This is a genomic window from Blastomonas sp. AAP53 (assembly GCF_000331245.1).
Classification (GTDB): Bacteria; Pseudomonadota; Alphaproteobacteria; order Sphingomonadales; family Sphingomonadaceae; genus Blastomonas.
The window spans coordinates 462,425-480,985 of sequence record NZ_ANFZ01000009.1; the positions used below are offsets into that span (position 1 = coordinate 462,425).

Consider the following 18,561-nt stretch of genomic DNA (forward strand, 5'->3'; position numbering starts at 1 on the left):
GAAACGACCGTAAAGCCAGCTTCAATGGCCAAGCGCAGCGAAACCTCCTCTGCCTTTCCGTTGGGGACCCGTGAACTCGTGGCCATGATGGCCGCCCTGATGGCGCTCAACGCGCTGGCGATCGATGCCATTCTTCCGGCATTTCCAGCGCTGGGCGCTGCGTTCGATGTCGCCAGCCCCAACGATCGCCAATTTGTCATCAGCAGCTATCTGATGGGCATGGGTCTGGGATCATTGTTCTACGGCCCCATCGGGGACCGCTACGGCCGCAAACCCGTCCTGCTCGGCTCGGTCCTCTTCTACGTCATTTTCGGTCTGGCCTGCGCCATGGCACCGGACTTTGACACCCTGTTGATGCTGCGGTTTGCGCAGGGGTTCAGCGCTGCGGCCATGGGTGTGCTGGTGGTTTCGGTGATCCGTGACATCTTTGCGGGCGATCGCATGGCGAGCTTCATGTCGATCATCTTCATCGTCTTCATGGCGGTGCCGGTGATCGCGCCAACGGTCGGGCAGCTCATTTTGTATTTCGCCCAATGGCAGTTCATCTTCATCCTGCTGGCCGTGATGGGCAGCGCGGTGGGCGTGTGGGTGTGGCTGCGTCTGCCCGAGACGCTGCGTCCGGAAAACGTCATTCCCATCCGCATCGATTCCATCGGCAGCACCTGGTTCAAGGTGGTCTTCAATCGCACCGGCTTTGGCCATGTCGCGGCCGGCGGATTGCTGATGGGGGCCATGTTCGGCTTTCTGAACAGCTCGCAGCAGATTTTCTCGGAAGTGTTCGATGCGCAGGACCTGTTTCCCTATGCCTTTGCCGCCGTTGCAGGCGCCATGGCGATATCGAACTGGTTCAACAGCCGCATCGTCGAACGCTTCGGCGCGCGACGGGTCTCGCAATCGGCGCTGCTGGCATTTCTGGTACTGTCAGCGATCCAGATCGTTGCAGCCTATCTGCCCGGCGAGCCGATGGCGCTGTTCCTGGTGATCGTCGCGCTGAACATGGCGATGGTCGGTTTCATCGGTGCAAACTTCGGCTCGATCGCAATGGAACCATTCGGCGCGATGGCAGGTGCAGCCTCGTCCTTCCAGATGGCCTTTCGCACCGTCTTGGGCACCGCGATCGGTGCGCTGGTCGGCCAGGCATTCGATGGCACGACGGTTCCGATGGCGGTCGGCTTTTTTACGTGCGGCGTATTGGCGCTGATCGTGATCTTCTGGGCAGAGAGCGGACAGCTGTTCCGCCGCCCCGGCACCTGCCCCAAATCGCCGATGTAAGCGAAAACATCCCGCGCCCGTACCAAGAAAAAACCCCGGCGGTTCGCGCCGGGGTTTCTTGTTTGGATCAATGGGGCAGCACGCCCGGATCGTCATCGACAACCTCGACGATGCCCTTGCCCAGATGGCTCGATTTGTAGCCATAGAGGTAATAGACAACCAGACCGATGGCAGCCCATGCGGGCAGCACGATCATCGCCTCGAACGGCAGGTTGAGGAACAGGAAGATGCACCCTGCAATGGTGGCAGGTCCGACCAGCCACAGCGCAGGTGTCCGAAACAGTCGCTCGCGGTGCGGGTCCGACTTGCGCAGCATCATCACCGCGATCGCCACCATCATGAAGGCATAAAGCGTGCCAGCATTGGCGATATCGGCCAGCTGGCCGACGGGCAGGAAGGCAGCCGCAAATGCAACGATCCCGCCGGTGATCGCCGTCACCACATAAGGCGTCTTCCACTTGGGGTGGATCTTCGACAGGCTCTCGGGCAGCAGGCCGTCACGCGCCATCACGAAGAAGATGCGGGTCTGGCCGAACAGCAGGATGAGGATCACCGAAGGCAGCGCGACGAAGGCCGCGATACCCAGCAGATTGCCCACGCTGCTGAAGCCGATTTCGCGCAGCACATGCGCCAGCGCTTCGTTGGAGCAGACCAGCATGTCGGCATATTGCGGAAGCGCGCACTGGCGGGCGAGCTCTTCCGACCCCGCCGGAAAGGGCACGCCGCCGGGGCCCATGATCGGCTGGCCACCAATGGCGCCGACCGCGCCTGCAGCTACCAGAATGTAGAAGATGGTGCAGAAACCCAGGCTGCCGATCAGGCCGATCGGAACGTTGCGCTGCGGATTCTTGGTTTCTTCAGCAGCGGTCGAAACCGCGTCGAAGCCGACATAGGCGAAGAAGATGGTGGCTGCTGCACCCACCGCACCGACGCCCGATCCAAAGCCGCCGAACACACCGGCGGGCAGGAAGGGGTTGAAGTTGGACATTTCAGCTGCGGGAAGGGTCAGGATGATGAACGCGGTCAGCGCGGTCACCTTGATCGCGACCAGCACCGCGTTGACCTTGGCCGATTCGTTCGTGCCAAGCATCAGCAGCCAGGTGACGAGCAGTGCGATCACCACGGCAGGCAGGTTGATCATGCCTCCCGGTGCGCCGCCCAGTGCCAACGGCCCTGCGGTGAGATAGGGTGGAAGCGTTATCCCGAAAAACTGGTTCAATATCGTGCCGGTAAAATAGCCGGACCACCCGACCGACACCGCGCTGGCCGCAACGGCATATTCCAGCACCAGCGCCCAGCCCACCGTCCAGGCGAGCAGTTCGCCCATGACCGAATAGGTATAGGTATAGGCAGATCCCGCGACCGGGATCATGGCGGCGATCTCAGCATAGCACAGCGCCGCCACGATGCAGATCAGGCCTGCAATGGCAAAGGCGAGCATCAGGCCGGGTCCGGCCTTCTGTGCGCCGGCGGAGGTCAGCACGAAAATTCCCGTGCCGATCACGCAGCCAATACCGAAAAGTGTCAGCTGAAACCAACCCAGCGTTGGATGCAGCGATTTCTTCTTTGCCGTCGCCAAAATGGCATCGAGCGATTTTACACGCGCAAATTTCATGATGTGTACGATTTCCCACCCTTGGCAGGCCTATAGCCAGCCGGTTGCGTCCCGGGGTTTGCCCCCTGTGACACCAGGATTAGCGCCTTTTCACGCGGTGGCAACCAGCTTGTCACCGCTCTGTCGCAACCTTGGGCGGCGCAAGGCATCATCCGGGGCAGCTTGGCACGGAAAACCAGCTTGCTGATAGCGATGCTGCCAAGCCGCCGGCGCGTCAGACGCTTCGTGTCATCCGCGCATCAGCATGGGGCCCAGCGGTTGCCCGGCAAAAAGATGCACGTGCAGATGCGGCACTTCCTGATGCGCATCCATGCCGATATTGGCGAGCAGCCGGTAGCCGGGCTCTACCAGCCCCAGCTTGCGCGCCACCTCACCCACGCCGCGCACAAAGGCCGCGATCTGTTCGTCGGTGCCGCGTGCGGAAAAATCGTCCCAGCTGACGAACGGTGCCTTCGGGATCACAAGAACGTGCGTTGGCGCTTGCGGGTTGATGTCATGAAACGCCAGCACGTGGTCGTCCTCGTGCACTTTCGAGCAGGGGATTTCGCTGCGCAGGATCCTGGCGAAGATGTTCTGGTCGTCATACGGCAATGTCGGGTCAATCGGCATGAGCGGTCACTCCTTGGGTCGCGACAGTTTTTCGGCAATTCCCGACGTGCCTTCGCGGGCGTCGAGTTCGGCGAGCACCTGGTCCCAGCTCAGCCCCATGTCGGCGAGAAGGACCAGCAGATGAAAGATGAGATCGGCACTTTCGCTGATCACGCCCTTGCCATCGCCTTGGATCGCCGCGATCACGGTTTCGACCGCTTCCTCGCCAATTTTCTGAACGATGCGCGATCGGCCACGCGCGCTCAGCCGGGCCACATAGCTGCTGTCAGGCGATGCGCCGCGACGCTCTGCAATCACGGCTTCGAGCCGCTGGATAATGGGGTCTGCCATGGCCGAAGCTCTGCGCGCAGGCTGCGCCCGCGTCAAGCCGTTGCCGCTTTGGGCTCAGCTATTGGGCGGGCCGCCGTGCTTGCGCCGCGATGCCCAGCGTCCAAACATCAGGCCGGCGATTCCCATGCAGAGCAGACCCAGATTGCCGGGTTCGGCAATCTCTATCCATTCGCGAATGCCCTGCGCACGGCTCATTCCATCCAGCGTCACGCGCGCCAGCGGACTGGCATTGAGCGGCGCAGAGATACCGAGCGCGGTCAGCACGACAATCGCAGGACGCACCTGCTTCAACACTCTGGGCAAGCCGGGTTTCATTCCGAGACACTTCATGGGCAATGGTTAAGCAAGCGGTCTGCCAAACTGGCCAACGCCGCCCAATTGCAGGGTTTCAATGGTTAACGCCCCTGCCCTGATGCGGCGGATTGTCAAGCAATCCGACGTTCAGGCCATCGCAAACGACGTAAAATCAATGCGATCGGGCGGGCAATCCGGCTGCGGCGAGCGCGCGATGGGCATCTGCGATGGTGGCCTCGCCAAAGTGAAAGATCGAGGCCGCCAGCACCGCGCTGGCATGACCTTGCGTCACGCCATCCACCAGATGGCCGATATGACCCACCCCACCGCTGGCGACGACCGGGATATCGACCTGATCGGCAATCGTGCGGATCAGTTCCAGGTCATAACCGTCACGGGTACCGTCGCGGTCCATCGATGTCACCAGCAGTTCGCCGGCTCCCAGACGGGTGAGGTTGAGCGCGTGCTCGATCGCATCGATGCCTGTCGCCTTGCGCCCCCCATGGGTGAAGATTTCCCAGCCCTCGCCATCCGTGCGGCGGCGCGCATCGATCGAGGCGACCACGCACTGGCTGCCGAAGCGTTCGGCGATGTCGCCCACCAATGCGGGCCGGGCAACGGCGGCGCTGTTGATTGCGACCTTGTCCGCGCCTGCCAGCAGCAGCGCGCGAGCATCCTCCGGGCTGCGCACCCCGCCGCCGACGGTGACCGGCATGAAGCACACTTCTGCCGTGCGGCGTACCACATCGATGATGGTACCGCGCGCCTCATGGCTGGCGGAGATATCGAGGAAACACAGTTCATCCGCGCCCGCCGCGTCATAGGCGCGGGCCTGTTCGACCGGATCGCCCGCGTCCTTCAGGTCGACGAAGTTCACGCCCTTGACCACGCGGCCATTGGCGACATCGAGACACGGAATGACGCGGACACGGACGCTCATCAGCGCGCGGCCATGGCAATCGCGGTGGCGAGGTCCAGCCGCCCGTCGTAGAGCGCACGGCCCGTGATCACGCCCTCGATACCGTCTTCGGCATGCAGGCTGAGCAGGTGGATGTCGTCCAGCCCCTTCACGCCGCCGCTGGCAATCACCGGGATGTCGGTGGTGCGGGCAAGGGCAACCGTGGCATCGACATTGCAGCCCTTGAGCAAACCGTCGCGCCCAACGTCGGTGAACAGCAGGCTGGCGACGCCTGCGTCCTCGAACCGGCGCGCCATATCGGCGACGGGCACATCCGAGACATCGGCCCAGCCGTGTGTCGCCACCATGCCATCGCGGGCATCCACGGCGACGACGATGCCGCCTTCATAGGCCTTGGCCATGTCACGGACGAAGTCGGGATCGGTCAGCGCCGCCGTGCCGATGACTACGCGCGCCACGCCCAGGTCAAACCAGCCTTCAACCGCTTCGCGAGTGCGGATGCCGCCGCCCAGCTGGAGATAACCGGGGAAGCTCTTGATGATCCCTTCCACCGCGCTGCGATTGACCGCTTCGCCCGCAAATGCGCCATCGAGATCGACGACGTGCAGGTGCTGCGCTCCGGCTTCGGCAAACATCACTGCCTGTGCCGCCGGATCGTCGCCATAGACGGTTGCCCGGTCCATATCGCCTTCGGCCAGACGAACGACCTGTCCGCCCTTGAGGTCGATGGCGGGAAACACGATGATGCTCATGGCAAGGTCCAGTCGAGAAAGCGGCGGAGCAGGCCAAGCCCGTAGGCCTGGCTCTTTTCCGGGTGAAACTGCACGCCCAGGATGTTCCCGCGGGCAACCGCTGCGGTCACCGGCGAACCGTGATCGGTCACGGCGGCAACATCGGCACCATCAGCAGCGACAAAATGGTAGCTGTGCAGGAAATAGGCCTCGCCCGGCTCGATCAACGGCGCGCCCGCCACTGGCGCGACATCGTTCCAGCCCATGTGCGGCACCTTGATCGTGGCCGTGGCCTCCATAGGACGCACTTCGCCGCCGATCCAGCCGAGCCCCTGCTGCGTGCCGTGCTCCAGTCCGCGATCCGCCAGCAACTGCATGCCCACACAGATGCCGAGGAACGGAACCTTGTCGCCCAGCACGCGCGCTTCCAGCGCATCGATCATGCCCGGGAGCGCGCTCAATCCTCCCATGCAGGCGGCAAACGCCCCGACGCCGGGAAGCACGATGCGGTCGGCGGCGCGCACCACGGCAGGATCGTCGGTCACCGCGATGGAGGCGGCACCGGCGGCCTTCAGGGCATTGTGGACGCTGTGAAGATTGCCTGCGCCATAATCGATCAGCGCGACCCGCTCAGCCACCCAAAACACCCTTGGTCGAGGGGATCGCCCCCTGCTTGCGCGGGTCGATCTCGACCGCCAGCCGCATCGCACGGGCAAAGCCCTTGTAGATGCTTTCGCAGATATGGTGGTTGTTCGCGCCGTACAGCAGTTCGATGTGCAGCGTCAGGCCAGCGGTCTGGGCGATCGAATGGAACCAGTGTTCGAACAATTCGGTGTCCATCTCGCCCAGCCTGGCTTGCGAGAACGCCGCCTTCCACACCAGATAGGGACGGCCCGAGATATCGACCGCGACGCGGCTCAAGGTTTCGTCCATCGGCGAATAGGCATGGCCGTAGCGCACGATTCCGCCCTTGTCGCCCAATGCATGGACGATAGCCTGGCCAATCGCCAGCGCGCAATCTTCAGTGGTATGGTGCTGGTCGACATGCAGGTCGCCCTTGATCCGACAGGTCAGATCGATCAGCGAGTGGCGCGAAAACTGCTCCACCATATGGTCGAGGAAACCGATTCCAGTCGATACGTCGAACTGGCCTGTCCCATCGAGGTTCACCTCGACGAAAATGTCGGTTTCATGGGTCTTGCGTTCTATCCGGGCGGTGCGCATGCTGCGCCCTATAATCACCTTGCCGCAGCGCGCAACAATTTTGCCGCCGCGATGCGGGGCGGAAAACTTGTGTGGCACAAGCGCCTTGACCCTGCGCGTTTGTCAGTCCAACAAAATAGCCATGAGTGACGACGCAGCAGACAGCCTGATTCCCTACGACGAGATCGTCCAGGAAGCCTTGCGCGCGGTTGTCGGCCGTGTTCTGGGCGAAGTCGAGATCAACGGCCTTCCGGGCAATCACCATTTCTATATCACCTTCAAGACCCATTCGCCGGGCGTGGATATTCCGCGCCATCTGGTCGAACGCTTTCCCGACGAGATGACCATTGTCCTCCAGCAGAAATTCTGGGATCTGAAGGTCGAGAAGACCGGCTTTTCGGTGGGGCTGAGCTTCAACCGGGTGCCGGCGCACTTGTTCATCCCGTTCAGCGCAATCACCGCATTTGTCGACCCGGCCGTCGATTTCGGCCTGCAGTTCCAGGTGACCGGTGATACGCCTCCGCCCGAGCCGCACGAGGCTGCGGAAAATGACCACCCCGGCGGTGATGGCGACGGTTCCAACGTTGTGAGCGTGGACTTCGGCAAGCGCAAATAAGCGCCTTCGCATCGCCCCTGACGGACGATTGCCAATGACCGATGTATCAACCCGCATGGAAAGCGATTCGCTCGGCGAAATCGCTGTTCCGGCAGATGCCTATTGGGGCGCACAGACCCAGCGCAGCATCATCAACTTTCCCTTTCCGCCGCACGAACGCATGCCCATCGGAATCGTCCACGCGCTCGCCGTGGTCAAGCAGGCGGCGGCGCGGGTCAACCGTGCGCATGGCCTTGATGCCGGTATTGCCGACGCCATCGATCAGGCTGCCGCAGAGGTTGCCTCTGGTCGGCATGACGACCAGTTCCCGCTCACTATCTGGCAGACGGGCAGCGGCACGCAGAGCAACATGAACGTCAACGAGGTGATTGCTGGCCGCGCCAATGAGCTGCTGACCGGCACGCGCGGGGGCAAATCGCCGGTTCATCCCAATGATCACGTCAATCGGGGCCAGTCTTCGAACGATACTTTCCCGACCGCGATCCATATCGCGGTCAGCCTGGCCGTGCAGACGCAGCTTCGCCCCGCGCTCGATCGTCTGACGGGGGCGCTGGCTGCCAAGGCCGATGCCTGGGGGGATATCGTCAAGATCGGCCGTACTCATCTGCAGGATGCGACCCCGCTGACCCTGGGCCAGGAATTTTCGGGCTATGCCAATCAGCTGTATCGGTGTGGACGACGAATCGAGCCGGGCATCGTCGCGGGCACCTACCGCCTCGCGATCGGCGGGACGGCGGTCGGCACCGGCCTCAATGCCCCCAAAGGCTTTGCCGCCGATATGTGCGAGGCGATTGCCGACATCACCGGTCACCCCTTTCACCCGGCGGAGAACGCCTTCGAGGCGCTCGCGAGCAATGACCCGCTGGTCCATGTGTCCGGCACGCTCAACACGCTCGCCGTGGCTCTGACCAAGATCGCCAACGACATCCGGCTGCTGGGCTCCGGCCCACGCTCAGGATTGGGCGAACTCGACTTGCCCGCGAACGAGCCAGGCAGCTCGATCATGCCCGGCAAGGTCAACCCCACCCAGTGCGAGATGCTGACCATGGTCGCCGCCCAGGTGATGGGGAACCACCAGGCCGTGACCATCGGCGGCCTGCAGGGCCATCTCGAACTCAACGTGTTCAAACCCCTGATAGGCGCCAACGTGCTGCGTTCGGTCGAACTGCTCGCGATCGGCATGCAGGGCTTTGCCGATCGCTGCGTCGACGGATTGCAGGCCAATGAAGATCGCATCGCCGAGCTGGTGGATCGGTCGCTGATGCTGGTCACGGCGCTGGCCCCGGTCATCGGTTATGATGACGCTGCGAAGATTGCCAAGCATGCGCATGAGCACGGATTGACGCTGAAGCAGGCCGGGCTTGCGCTGGGTCTGGTCGATGAGGCCACGTTCGACGCCCAGGTGCGTCCGCAGGACATGACCGGACGCTGATCGCGGCGGAACGCATGGTGCCCACGGCGCGTTTGAGCTCGGAACGCATTTCAGCTATGGAAGCCCGTATGACCAGCACGCCTGACACTCCGCCCGTCGCACCGACACCGACGCCGACTGCACAGGCAGCTCCGGCGGCCAGCAGCGCTGCGCAGTCGGGTCCTGCGCCGGTGCATTGGTCGCGTGGCGCCATCAGCGGGGCCGGCCGCCTGCTGACAACGGCCGCCAATGATGAGACGGTTCGAAGCCTGATCAGCGCGCGTGCGCGAAACAATCTTGCGACAGGCCTCTTCGGCGGCACGCTGATGGGTGCCATCGCGGCGCGCGTGGCCACGCGTTCTGTTCCCGGAGCCTTGCTGGTCGGCGGTGCGTTGCTGGCAAAAGCGATCTACGACCAGCGCAAGGCCAAGGCCGATGCCGACAAGGCTGGCACCCCCGAAATCTGAAGCGTCCCTGGCTGACACCGGCCTTTGCGTCGCACAAACTGGTTGACGTTTGCAGGCGGCTTTGGCCTAGAGCCGCTATGATCGATTCCGTTTCGCAGCCTCCCCTCGCCCGCCGCGGCCTGTTGTTCATTTTGTCCTCGCCTTCGGGTGCAGGCAAATCCACGATCGCGCGGATGCTGTTGGAAGCCGATGAGCAGATCTGTCTGTCGGTCTCGGTGACCACACGGCCCCCGCGTCCGGGCGAGATCGACGGGGTGCATTATCATTTCATCGATGAGACCGAGTTCCACCGGTTGGTTGACGATCACGAGATGATGGAATGGGCCAAGGTGTTCGGCCATTATTACGGCACGCCAAAGGCGCAGGTGAAGCAGGGGCTGCGCGATGGCCAGGATTTCCTGTTCGACATCGATTGGCAGGGCACGCAGCAGCTGTACCAGCGCGCCGAGGGCGATGTCGTGCGCGTATTCATCTTGCCGCCGTCGCTTGACGAGCTGCACAGGCGCTTGCGCAGTCGCAATACAGACAGCGAAGAGGTGATCGCCGGGCGCATGGCGCGCGCGCAGGATGAGATCAGCCATTGGGACGGCTATGACTTTGTCGTGATCAACGACAATGTCGAAAGCTGCTTCACGAAGGTGCAGCAGATCCTGAATTCCGAGCGCATGCGCCGTGCTCGTCAAACCGGGCTGATCGATTATGTCCGCGACCTGATGAACCCATCGGACGAATGACGCGCCCTACATCACCTTGTCGAGCAGCTTCTTGCCGGACTTGAGCGGGTTTTTGCGGAAACTGGTTTCCTCGCGCCCGATATAGGTGAAGATTCCTGACATTGCCTGATCGGTCACGCTGTCGATCAGACCGTCGCGGCTGAGACCGACCCCGGCGAGAGTACCGAGCATGCTGCCGGTGCCGCCCTTCTTTCCGCCGCCCGAGCCCAGCGCATCCAGATGCTTGAACGCGCCGGTGCGGCCGAGCGCGTTGCTCACCAGCGGGCGCATCTTCTGCCGCAATACCTCGCCGGAGCTGCGCTGGAGATATTGTGTTCCAGCAGTATTGCCCCCTGCGACGATGTTCACGCCATCGGTGAGCGTCATCGAATCAATGGCGGACCGAAACACCGGCTTTGCTTCCTGCGCGGCGAGGCCAGCGGCATCGTTGAGCGATTTTGTGAGATTGTTGGTGAGCCCCGCCCTGTCGGTCAGTTTCATCAGCTTGCTGGCTTTTTGCAGCGGCCCTGGCAGCAGGATGCGCACCGCCTGATCGGCATAGAAGGCACCAGGCTGCGACAGCTGATCGAGCGCACTGTCGGATGCGTTACCGAGCAGCCCCTTCATCGACCCACCCAGTCCGGCGGCAGGCTTGCGGCTCTGGGCCTGCGCGGGGGCCATGGTCGTCACCACGCCGATGCACGATGCGGTGACGAGCGAGACTGTCAAAGCCAGATTGCGGAACGCCATTGCTCACCCTTCCATGGTTGTATGCGCGGAGTGTGCAGCAAAGCGGCGCGCACTGCCAGAGTGCGCGCCGCAGATTTTACGTATGCTTGAAGGCGATCAATGCCCTTCGGGATCGTAGCCGCCGCTCGGCACCGATGCGTTGACGATCCCGCCATCGACCGGAATGGTCGTCCCGATGACATAGTCTCCTGCCCGGCTGGCCAGGAAGATCACCGCGCCCGAAATGTCCTTCCAGTCGCCGACCCGCTTGTTGGGGATGCCGCTGGCGACCATGTCGCCATAATCGCGCGCCGCCTTGTTCATGTCCGACGGGAACGCGCCCGGGCCGATGCCGGTGACATAGATATGATCGCGCAGCAGACGCACGGCCATTCGCTTGGTCAGCTGGATCAGCGCCGCCTTGCTCGCCTGGTAGCTGTAGGTTTCCCACGGATTGACGCGCATGCCATCGACCGAGGAAATGTTGATCACCTTGGCAGGGGTTTCCGCGCTAGCGCCTGCCTTCAGAAGGCCATGCAGAGCCTGGGTCAGGAAGAACGGCGACTTCACGTTGAGGTCCATCACCTTGTCCCAGCCGACTTCGGGGAAATCCTCGAATTCCGCACCCCAGGCTGCGCCGGCATTGTTGACCAGGATGTCGAGGCGCTGCTCGTGCTCGGCAAACCGGGCCGCCAGCTGGCGTGCGCCCTCGACGCTGGAGACATCGGCGGGAAGCGAAATACAGTTGGGGCCCAGTTCTTCGGCGGTCGCGTTGCAGGCATCGGCCTTGCGCGCCGAGATATAGACCTTGGCGCCGCCTGCTATCAGCCCCTGCGCTATCATCTTGCCGATGCCGCGCGATCCGCCGGTGACCAGGGCCACCTTGCCCTGAACCGAAAACAGCTGTTCGATGCTCATCATATTCATCCTTCGTTGCGCAAGGCTTCCCTTGCAATGATCGTCCGCTGGATCTCGCTCGTGCCCTCATAGATGCGGAACAGGCGGACATCGCGGTAGAAGCGTTCGATGCCGTAATCGGCGATATAGCCAGCACCGCCGAAGATCTGCACCGCGCGGTCAGCGACGCGGCCGACCATTTCGGATGCGATCAGCTTGGCACAGGCGCAGTCCTCAGTAATCCGTTCTCCGCGATCCTTGGCCTTGGCCGTCTGCAGCACCAGGGCCTTGGCAGCCTTGCACTCGGCGACCGAGTCGGCGATCATCGCCTGGATCAGCTGGAACTCAGCAATCGGTTTGCCGAACTGCTGGCGCTCCTTGGCATAGGCAATGCTGTCGGCAATGAGCCGCTCGGCGGCACCGACGCAGACCGCCGAGATATGCAGCCGACCCCGATCGAGCACGCGCATCGCGACCTTGAAGCCATCGCCTTCCGCGCCCAGCCGGTTCCCTGCAGGCACGCGCACGTTATCGAACGTGACATCGCACACATGCGCGCCCTGTTGACCCATCTTCCGCTCGGGCTTGCCCACCGACAGGCCCGGCAGATCGCGCGGCACCAGGAAGGCGCTGACCCCCTTGGGACCAGGCCCACCGGTGCGTGCCATCACGGTGAACAGATCGGCCTTGTCGGCGTTGGTGATGTAGCGCTTGGAGCCGTTCAGGACATAGGCGTCGCCATCGAGCTCAGCCCGGGTCTTCACCGCGCCACTGTCAGACCCGACATCGGGTTCGGTCAGCGCAAACGAGGTGATGATCTCCCCGCTGGCGATCAGCGGCAGGTACTTCGCCTTTTGAGCGTCGTTGCCGTCCATCACCAGCCCCTGGCTGCCGATGCCGACATTGGTGCCGAAGGTCGAGCGCATCGCAGGCGATGTGCGCCCGAGTTCGAAGGCGATGCGGACCTCTTCCTCCATGTTGAGGCCCAGTCCGCCGAACTCCTCGCTGATCGAAAGGCCGAACAGCCCGAGCTCGCGCATGTCCTGCACCAGATCGTCAGGGATCTCGTCGGTCTCGGAAACCTGCGCTTCCAGCGGCCTTAGCCTTTCGCTGACGAAACGACGCACACCCTCCAGCAGGGCTTCGAAGATATCGGGATCGAGTGCCATTTTCCTATTTCTCCACTAACCTGGCAGGGCGGTACCGGACATCAGTACCCGAAAATTTCCGCAACCCGGCCAGCGTGGAAATTGGCATCTCCCATAAATTCGTTCAGCGCACGATCGCGCTTCATATAGAAGCCAATATCATATTCATCTGTCATGCCGATGCCGCCGTGCATCTGAACGCCCTCGCGCACCGTCAGATTGGTGGTGCGTCCGGCCTTGGCCTTGGCCACCGAAACGTAGATTTCAGCACTGTCCTTGCCTTCGTCGAGCAGCTGTTGTGCCTTGAGCACGGCAGCGCGGGCGATCTCCATCTCGCTGTAGAGATGCGCAGCGCGGTGCTGCAGCGCCTGGAACTCGCCGATCAGGCGCCCGAACTGCTTGCGCTGCTTCAGATAATCGACCGTCATGTCCATCGCGCCGGCGCCGACGCCAACCAGTTCGGCTGCAGAGCCGGCCCGACCCGCGCGCAGCAGCGCGGACAGCACCTGCCAGCCATTGTCGACCTCGCCGATCACCGCATCGCCATCGACCTCGACCCCGTCGAATGTCACGTGCGCTGCCATCGAGCTGTCGAGCAGGCGGGTGTTGTCGAGCGACATGTTGGCCGCATCCTTGTCGACTGCAAACAGCGTCAGGCCATCGGTTTCGCCCGCCGCGCCCGCTGTGCGCGCCGCGACGATCAGCGCGTCGGCGCTGGCACCCTGGATCACGAACTGCTTTTGCCCCGTGAGCTTGAAGCCATTGCCCGAGCGTTCCGCCTGCATCGCGATGTGCGAAGGCCGGTGCTTGGCACCTTCATCGATCGCCAATCCCAGCACGGTTTCGCCCGCCAGGATGCCGGGGAAGAACTTGTCCTTGAGATGCTGTCCGCCATGGTTCAGCGCAGCAACGCCCGCGATCGCGGTCGTCAGGAACGGCGACGGCGACAGGTTGCGGCCGATTTCCTCGAGCACGACGCCCGCTTCGACATGGCCGAGGCCAAGGCCGCCATCGTCTTCACCGATCAGGATGCCGGTGAAGCCCATTTCGCCGAACTGCTTCCACAGCGCGTGACGGAAGCCGTCCTTGCAATTGTCGTCGCGCAGCTTGCGCAGATGGCTGACGGGCGCTTCCGATTTGAGGAACTCGCGCGCGCTGTCGCGCAGCATCGCCTGGTCTTCGTTGAGGTACATGGGCATGGGAATGTCTCGCAATCGTTCAGATGTTGGCTTCCACGCGACGGCGGGGACCCATCTCCTTCCGGTGCACCCGGCACGGCGTTCAGGAGATGGACCCCTGCGCGCGCAGGGGACCGATCAAAAAGGGCTCAGTGGTTCACGCCCCCGGAAGGTCGAGAATGCGCTTGGCGATCACGTTGAGCATCACCTCGCTGGTGCCGCCCTCGATGCTGTTTGCCTTGGTGCGCAGCCAGTTACGGGCCTTCGCGCCGCCCTTCGAGGCTTCGCTTTCCCATTCGAGCGCGTCCGAACCGTTGCCCGCCATCACCAGTTCGTGGCGACGCTTGTTGAGCTCGGTTCCGGCATATTTCATCATGTTGGGCTGGGCGGGATGTCCCTTGCCCGACTTCATCTCATCGGTAAAGCGTTCGGCCATCGCCTTGAACGCCAGCGCATCGACATCGAACTGCGCGAGTTCGGCACGCAGGATGCCATCATCGAGTTGCCCGAGGCCGTTTGCTCCGATCGAGGTCAGCATCTGCGCGCCCAGCGAAGGCGCGCCATCGCCCAGACCGCCGCCCGAGATCATCTCGCGCTCATGGCCCAGCAGATACTTGGCGACATCCCAACCGCGATTGAGTTCACCGACGATCTGATGCTTGGGCACCACGACATTGTCAAAGAAGGTTTCGCAGAACGGCGAGTTGCCGCTGATCAGCTTGATCGGCTTGGTCGAAACGCCCGGCGTTTCCATGTCGAACAGCAGGAACGAGATGCCCTGATACTTGTTCGTCTTGTCGGTGCGGACGAGACAGAAGATCCAGTCGCACTTGTCGGCATAGCTGGTCCAGATCTTCTGGCCATTGACCACCCAATGATCGCCCTTGTCCTCGCCAAAGGTCTGCAGGGAGACGAGGTCCGAACCCGAGCCGGGCTCAGAATAGCCTTGGCACCAACGGATTTCGCCGCGCGCGATCTGGCCGAGATAATGCACCTTCTGCTCTTCGGTGCCGAAGTGCAGCAAAGCGGGGCCAAGCATCCAGATGCCGAAGCTCGACAGCGGCGGGCGGGCGTTGATTCGCGCCATTTCCTGTCGCAGAACCTTGGTTTCGCCTGCTGAAAGGCCTGCGCCGCCATAGGCCTGCGGCCAATCGGGAACGGTGTAGCCCTTGGCGACACAGCGTTCGAGCCACTGCTTCTGCGCCTCGTTCTTGAACTTCCAGTTGCGTCCGCCCCAGCAGACGTCATCCTCGCCGCGGACCGGCTCGCGCATCTCGGCGGGGCAGTTTTCCTCCAGCCATGCGCGTGCTTCCATCCTGAACTGATCGAGATCGCTCATCGTCATCCTCTCTGCGCTTGTGTCCCATTGGCGGTGCCTGGCCGGGAAGCTTTTCCTGCAACCAAAACCGCCTGTCGCGTGCCAGTCTATGGTGGACGCAAGGCGGCTGCAAGCCTGTTGAATCCGTGCCTGTATGCCGTAACGTCATCGTGTCGGCAGTTGACGTTTACGGCAGCTGCCATATGGTAGCGGCGAAAAGAACAAGCAGGAGAGAATCAATGCAGCGGGCCAGACAGGCCATGCCATCGCAGGCGCTGGTGCGCGTGACGATTATGCTGCCCGGCGGGAAGTGCCCCCGCTCCGCATGACCGATTCTGCCAGCCTGACCATGTCGATTATTCCTTCAAGGGTTACGCTGGGTACCAAGCTTGCCTATGGCTTCGGATCGATCGCTTATGGCATCAAGGACAACGGCTTTGCGGTCTTCCTGCTGATCTACTTCAATCAGGTCGTGGGCATGCCAGCCGAGCAGGTCGGCTTTGCCGTTCTGATTGCGCTGATCGCAGATGCCTTTTTCGATCCCCTGGTGGGGCACCGGTCGGACGCGACTCGCAGCCGCTGGGGGCGCCGCCATCCATGGCTCTATGGTGCTGCGCTGCCGATCGCCCTGTCGTGGCTGCTGCTGTGGAACCCGCCCGAGTGGAGCAACGGCGCTCTGTTCTTCTACCTGATCGCGGTCGCGATGGCGGTGCGCTTTGCATTTTCGGCCTATGAGGTTCCAGCGCTGGCCATGTTGCCCGAGATGACCCGCGATTATGACGAACGGACCGAGGTGCTGCGCTACCGCTTTCTGTTCGGATGGCTTGGCGGACTGGTGATGCTGTACGCTGCCTATGCGGTGCTGCTGGTGCCGGAGCCGGGATACGAAAATGGCGTGCTCAACCCCAACGGCTATCATCGCTATGCGCTGGTGGGGTCAGTCGTCATGCTGCTCGCTGTCGTGATTTCCGCGCTGGGTACCCACAAGCTGCTCGCGAGGCCGAACACCGAAGGACCAAAGGCGGTCACCCACGGGCTTGCCGATTTCGCCGCTGCGCTGCGCTTCCGGCCCTTCCAGTTGTTGCTGGCAGCCGGCATCTGCGCCTTTGCCAACCAGGGCCTGTTCTTCGCGCTCAACAACTATCTGATGCTGTATGTGTGGCAGTTCGAACAGAGCGCCTTCAACATCTACCCGTTCGTGCTGTTCGTCGGGGTGGCCATTGCCTTCTTTATCGTCGGCCCCGCTTCGCGCAGGCTGGAAAAACCCCGCACGGCAGCGGTTTCGTCCCTGCTGTCACTGACCTTTGCCACGATGCCCTATTGGCTGAGCCTGGCAGGCCTCTTCCCGGACAAGGGCACTGTGATGACCACGGTGCTGGTGCTGTCGCTGATCGCGCTCTCCATCACCTTCGGCATCTGTTCGATGATGATGATCAGCTCGATGATCGCCGATGTCACCGACGCCAGCGAGGCGGAGAGCGGCAAACGCACCGAGGGCATTTTCTTCGCCGGCTTCTTCTTCATGCAGAAATGTGTTGGTGGCCTGGGAATATTGGCGTCCGCGTTGATCCTCGCAGCGACGGGTTTTCCCGAAAATGCCACACCCGGCGAGGTTTCTGCCGATGTCATCGACCGGCTGGCCATCACCTTTGCCATCACCACCACGCTGATCGGCTGCCTGTGCAGCTGGTTGTTCACCCGTTTTCCGCTGGGCCGCGCCGACCACGAGGCCCGGCTGGCACAGATCGCCCAACGCTAGACTTTCATGAAAGGAAACATGACCCATGGATTTTGATCTTACCGAGCGGCAAGCCTATTGGCGCGACCGCGTGCGTGCGTTCATCGAAAGCAACGTCCGCCCGCGCGTGAAGGACTATTACGCCCAGCAAGCCGAAGGTTCGCGCTGGAAGGTTCTTCCTGTGATCGAGGAAGAGAAGGCCAAGGCCAAGGCTGCCGGCGTCTGGAACCTGTTCATGCCGCCGTCGAACCCCAATCTGACCCATGTCGACGACAGCTTCGAATTCGAAGGCCCCGGGCTCACCAACCTCGAATACGCGCTGTGCGCCGAGGAAATGGGCCGCGTCGAGATGGCGAGCGAGATCTTCAACTGCTCCGCGCCCGATACCGGCAACATGGAAGTGCTGCATCGCTATGGCACGCGTGAACATAAGGACCAGTGGCTGGGCCCGCTGATGAACGGCGAGATCCGTTCGGCGTTCCTGATGACCGAGCCGCAGGTCGCCTCGTCCGATGCGACCAACATCGAAACCTCGATCCGCCGCGAGGGCGACGAATATGTCATCAACGGCCGCAAATGGTGGTCGTCGGGTGCGGGCGATCCCCGCTGCAAGATCGCCATCGTGATGGGCAAGACCGATTTCGAGGCCAAGCGCCACGCCCAGCAGTCGATGGTGCTGATGCCGCTCGACGCGCCCGGCGTGAACATCGTGCGCCATCTGCCGGTGTTCGGCTATGACGATGCGCCGCATGGCCATATGGAAATCGAACTCAAGGACGTACGCATTCCCGCGAGCAACATGCTGTTGGGTGAAGGGCGCGGGTTCGAGATCGCGCAGGGCCGCCTTGGACCGGGCCGTATCCACCACTGCATGCGCACCATCGGCGTGGCGGAAGAGGCACTGGCCAAGATGGCCCGCCGCCTGCAGACCCGCGTCGCATTCGGCAAGCGCATCTCCGAATACAGCATCTGGGACGAACGTCTTGCCGCTGCCCGCATCGACATCGAAATGAACCGCCTGCTCTGCCTCAAGGCGGCGGACATGATGGACAAGGTCGGCAACAAGTACTCGAAGGCCGAGATCGCGATGATCAAGGTTGCCGCCCCCCGCATGGCATTGAAGATCATCGACGACGCCATCCAGGCGCATGGCGGTGCAGGGGTCAGCGAAGACTTCGGTCTCGCCAAGGCGTACGCGCATATGCGCACGCTGCGGCTTGCCGATGGTCCCGATGAGGTCCACAACCGCACCATCGCGCGCATCGAGATGGGCCGCCATGGCGTGACCGATACCGATGGCGGCACGAGCTCGGGCGACATAGGCGTGGCGCGGTGAGCTTTACCCTCTCCCTCAGGGGAGAGGGACAGCTTCG

Annotated in this window: 20 protein-coding genes; 7 read left to right on the plus strand and 13 right to left on the minus strand. The window is 62.6% G+C overall.

Annotated elements, in window-relative coordinates; genetic code table 11:
- Window positions 1-84: 84 nt before the first annotated feature.
- The gene (locus D618_RS0109150) at window positions 85-1,272 is read left to right on the plus strand and encodes a multidrug effflux MFS transporter (RefSeq protein ID WP_238550631.1); all 1,188 of its coding nucleotides are present in this window, start codon (window positions 85-87) and stop codon (window positions 1,270-1,272) included.
- 67 nt (window positions 1,273-1,339) lie between these two features.
- On the opposite strand, the gene D618_RS0109155 is transcribed toward D618_RS0109150, so the two are convergent.
- From D618_RS0109155 to hisB, 8 genes are all read right to left on the minus strand, one after another.
- Window positions 1,340-2,887: an amino acid permease gene (locus tag D618_RS0109155; protein ID WP_017671210.1), complete on the minus strand. Its 1,548-nt coding sequence runs from the start codon at window positions 2,885-2,887 to the stop codon at window positions 1,340-1,342.
- A 228-nt stretch (window positions 2,888-3,115) separates the two neighbouring features.
- A complete protein-coding gene (locus D618_RS0109160; RefSeq protein WP_017671211.1) occupies window positions 3,116-3,496 on the minus strand; it encodes a histidine triad nucleotide-binding protein in 381 nt (126 codons plus the stop codon).
- Window positions 3,497-3,502: 6 nt separating this feature from the next.
- Complete coding sequence (locus tag D618_RS0109165; RefSeq protein ID WP_017671212.1) at window positions 3,503-3,826, minus strand: phosphoribosyl-ATP diphosphatase; 324 nt, start codon at window positions 3,824-3,826, stop codon at window positions 3,503-3,505.
- Window positions 3,827-3,880: 54 nt separating this feature from the next.
- Entirely contained in the window at window positions 3,881-4,129 is a 249-nt protein-coding gene (locus D618_RS0109170) for a hypothetical protein (RefSeq protein ID WP_238550632.1), read from the minus strand.
- 163 nt (window positions 4,130-4,292) lie between these two features.
- Window positions 4,293-5,060, minus strand: coding sequence for an imidazole glycerol phosphate synthase subunit HisF (gene hisF / locus D618_RS0109175; RefSeq protein WP_017671214.1), 768 nt, complete (start codon window positions 5,058-5,060; stop codon window positions 4,293-4,295).
- Complete coding sequence (gene hisA / locus D618_RS0109180; protein ID WP_017671215.1) at window positions 5,060-5,791, minus strand: 1-(5-phosphoribosyl)-5-[(5-phosphoribosylamino)methylideneamino]imidazole-4-carboxamide isomerase; 732 nt, start codon at window positions 5,789-5,791, stop codon at window positions 5,060-5,062. Before hisA ends, hisF begins: the two co-directional genes overlap by 1 nt.
- The gene (gene hisH, locus D618_RS0109185; RefSeq protein ID WP_017671216.1) at window positions 5,788-6,408 is read right to left on the minus strand and encodes an imidazole glycerol phosphate synthase subunit HisH; all 621 of its coding nucleotides are present in this window, start codon (window positions 6,406-6,408) and stop codon (window positions 5,788-5,790) included. Before hisH ends, hisA begins: the two co-directional genes overlap by 4 nt.
- A complete protein-coding gene (gene hisB / locus D618_RS0109190; RefSeq protein ID WP_026091484.1) occupies window positions 6,401-6,994 on the minus strand; it encodes an imidazoleglycerol-phosphate dehydratase HisB in 594 nt (197 codons plus the stop codon). Before hisB ends, hisH begins: the two co-directional genes overlap by 8 nt.
- 121 nt (window positions 6,995-7,115) lie before the next feature.
- Between hisB and D618_RS0109195 the strand changes: the two genes are divergently transcribed.
- The 4 genes from D618_RS0109195 (at window position 7,116) to gmk (ending at window position 10,201) form a co-directional block, all read left to right on the plus strand.
- Window positions 7,116-7,589, plus strand: coding sequence for a ClpXP protease specificity-enhancing factor SspB (locus D618_RS0109195; protein WP_017671218.1), 474 nt, complete (start codon window positions 7,116-7,118; stop codon window positions 7,587-7,589).
- Between the two features lie 34 nt (window positions 7,590-7,623).
- Window positions 7,624-9,021 (plus strand): class II fumarate hydratase, encoded by a 1,398-nt coding sequence (fumC, locus tag D618_RS0109200; protein ID WP_017671219.1) that lies wholly within the window; start codon window positions 7,624-7,626, stop codon window positions 9,019-9,021.
- A 68-nt stretch (window positions 9,022-9,089) separates the two neighbouring features.
- A complete protein-coding gene (locus D618_RS0109205) occupies window positions 9,090-9,467 on the plus strand; it encodes a hypothetical protein (RefSeq protein ID WP_017671220.1) in 378 nt (125 codons plus the stop codon).
- A gap of 77 nt (window positions 9,468-9,544) precedes the next feature.
- Window positions 9,545-10,201 carry a guanylate kinase gene (gmk, locus tag D618_RS0109210; RefSeq protein ID WP_017671221.1) on the plus strand — a complete coding sequence of 219 codons (657 nt, stop codon included), beginning with the start codon at window positions 9,545-9,547 and terminating at the stop codon, window positions 10,199-10,201.
- 6 nt (window positions 10,202-10,207) lie between these two features.
- On the opposite strand, the gene D618_RS0109215 is transcribed toward gmk, so the two are convergent.
- The 5 genes from D618_RS0109215 to D618_RS0109235 form a co-directional block, all read right to left on the minus strand.
- Window positions 10,208-10,930, minus strand: a complete 723-nt coding sequence (locus D618_RS0109215) for a DUF4197 domain-containing protein (RefSeq protein WP_017671222.1) — start codon at window positions 10,928-10,930, stop codon at window positions 10,208-10,210.
- A gap of 96 nt (window positions 10,931-11,026) precedes the next feature.
- On the minus strand, window positions 11,027-11,827 hold the full coding sequence (locus D618_RS0109220) for an SDR family oxidoreductase (protein ID WP_026091485.1): 801 nt from the start codon (window positions 11,825-11,827) through the stop codon (window positions 11,027-11,029).
- Window positions 11,828-11,832: 5 nt separating this feature from the next.
- Complete coding sequence (locus D618_RS0109225; protein ID WP_017671224.1) at window positions 11,833-12,975, minus strand: acyl-CoA dehydrogenase family protein; 1,143 nt, start codon at window positions 12,973-12,975, stop codon at window positions 11,833-11,835.
- Window positions 12,976-13,016: 41 nt separating this feature from the next.
- A complete protein-coding gene (locus D618_RS0109230; RefSeq protein WP_026091486.1) occupies window positions 13,017-14,153 on the minus strand; it encodes an acyl-CoA dehydrogenase in 1,137 nt (378 codons plus the stop codon).
- A gap of 136 nt (window positions 14,154-14,289) precedes the next feature.
- Complete coding sequence (locus D618_RS0109235; protein ID WP_026091487.1) at window positions 14,290-15,471, minus strand: acyl-CoA dehydrogenase family protein; 1,182 nt, start codon at window positions 15,469-15,471, stop codon at window positions 14,290-14,292.
- A 304-nt stretch (window positions 15,472-15,775) separates the two neighbouring features.
- On the opposite strand from D618_RS0109235, the gene D618_RS0109240 reads away from it, so the two are divergent.
- Window positions 15,776-17,209 carry an MFS transporter gene (locus D618_RS0109240; protein ID WP_017671227.1) on the plus strand — a complete coding sequence of 478 codons (1,434 nt, stop codon included), beginning with the start codon at window positions 15,776-15,778 and terminating at the stop codon, window positions 17,207-17,209.
- A 25-nt stretch (window positions 17,210-17,234) separates the two neighbouring features.
- Entirely contained in the window at window positions 17,235-18,524 is a 1,290-nt protein-coding gene (locus D618_RS0109245) for an acyl-CoA dehydrogenase family protein (RefSeq protein ID WP_017671228.1), read from the plus strand.
- Window positions 18,525-18,561 lie beyond the last annotated feature (37 nt).

What these genes read in the sequence shown, in the direction of transcription:
- D618_RS0109230 (WP_026091486.1), bottom strand. Translation starts at nt 14,153, where the DNA reads ATGCCCATGTACCTCAACGAAGACCAGGCGATGCTGCGCGACAGCGCG.
- D618_RS0109150 (WP_238550631.1), top strand. Translation starts at nt 85, where the DNA reads ATGATGGCCGCCCTGATGGCGCTCAACGCGCTGGCGATCGATGCCATT.
- D618_RS0109160 (WP_017671211.1), bottom strand. Translation starts at nt 3,496, where the DNA reads ATGCCGATTGACCCGACATTGCCGTATGACGACCAGAACATCTTCGCC.
- hisA (WP_017671215.1), bottom strand. Translation starts at nt 5,791, where the DNA reads ATGAGCATCATCGTGTTTCCCGCCATCGACCTCAAGGGCGGACAGGTC.
- D618_RS0109225 (WP_017671224.1), bottom strand. Translation starts at nt 12,975, where the DNA reads ATGGCACTCGATCCCGATATCTTCGAAGCCCTGCTGGAGGGTGTGCGT.
- D618_RS0109215 (WP_017671222.1), bottom strand. Translation starts at nt 10,930, where the DNA reads ATGGCGTTCCGCAATCTGGCTTTGACAGTCTCGCTCGTCACCGCATCG.
- D618_RS0109220 (WP_026091485.1), bottom strand. Translation starts at nt 11,827, where the DNA reads ATGAGCATCGAACAGCTGTTTTCGGTTCAGGGCAAGGTGGCCCTGGTC.
- D618_RS0109240 (WP_017671227.1), top strand. Translation starts at nt 15,776, where the DNA reads ATGACCGATTCTGCCAGCCTGACCATGTCGATTATTCCTTCAAGGGTT.
- gmk (WP_017671221.1), top strand. Translation starts at nt 9,545, where the DNA reads ATGATCGATTCCGTTTCGCAGCCTCCCCTCGCCCGCCGCGGCCTGTTG.
- D618_RS0109165 (WP_017671212.1), bottom strand. Translation starts at nt 3,826, where the DNA reads ATGGCAGACCCCATTATCCAGCGGCTCGAAGCCGTGATTGCAGAGCGT.
- D618_RS0109195 (WP_017671218.1), top strand. Translation starts at nt 7,116, where the DNA reads ATGAGTGACGACGCAGCAGACAGCCTGATTCCCTACGACGAGATCGTC.
- fumC (WP_017671219.1), top strand. Translation starts at nt 7,624, where the DNA reads ATGACCGATGTATCAACCCGCATGGAAAGCGATTCGCTCGGCGAAATC.
- D618_RS0109155 (WP_017671210.1), bottom strand. Translation starts at nt 2,887, where the DNA reads ATGAAATTTGCGCGTGTAAAATCGCTCGATGCCATTTTGGCGACGGCA.
- hisF (WP_017671214.1), bottom strand. Translation starts at nt 5,060, where the DNA reads ATGAGCGTCCGTGTCCGCGTCATTCCGTGTCTCGATGTCGCCAATGGC.
- D618_RS0109235 (WP_026091487.1), bottom strand. Translation starts at nt 15,471, where the DNA reads ATGAGCGATCTCGATCAGTTCAGGATGGAAGCACGCGCATGGCTGGAG.
- hisB (WP_026091484.1), bottom strand. Translation starts at nt 6,994, where the DNA reads ATGCGCACCGCCCGGATAGAACGCAAGACCCATGAAACCGACATTTTC.
- D618_RS0109205 (WP_017671220.1), top strand. Translation starts at nt 9,090, where the DNA reads ATGACCAGCACGCCTGACACTCCGCCCGTCGCACCGACACCGACGCCG.
- D618_RS0109245 (WP_017671228.1), top strand. Translation starts at nt 17,235, where the DNA reads ATGGATTTTGATCTTACCGAGCGGCAAGCCTATTGGCGCGACCGCGTG.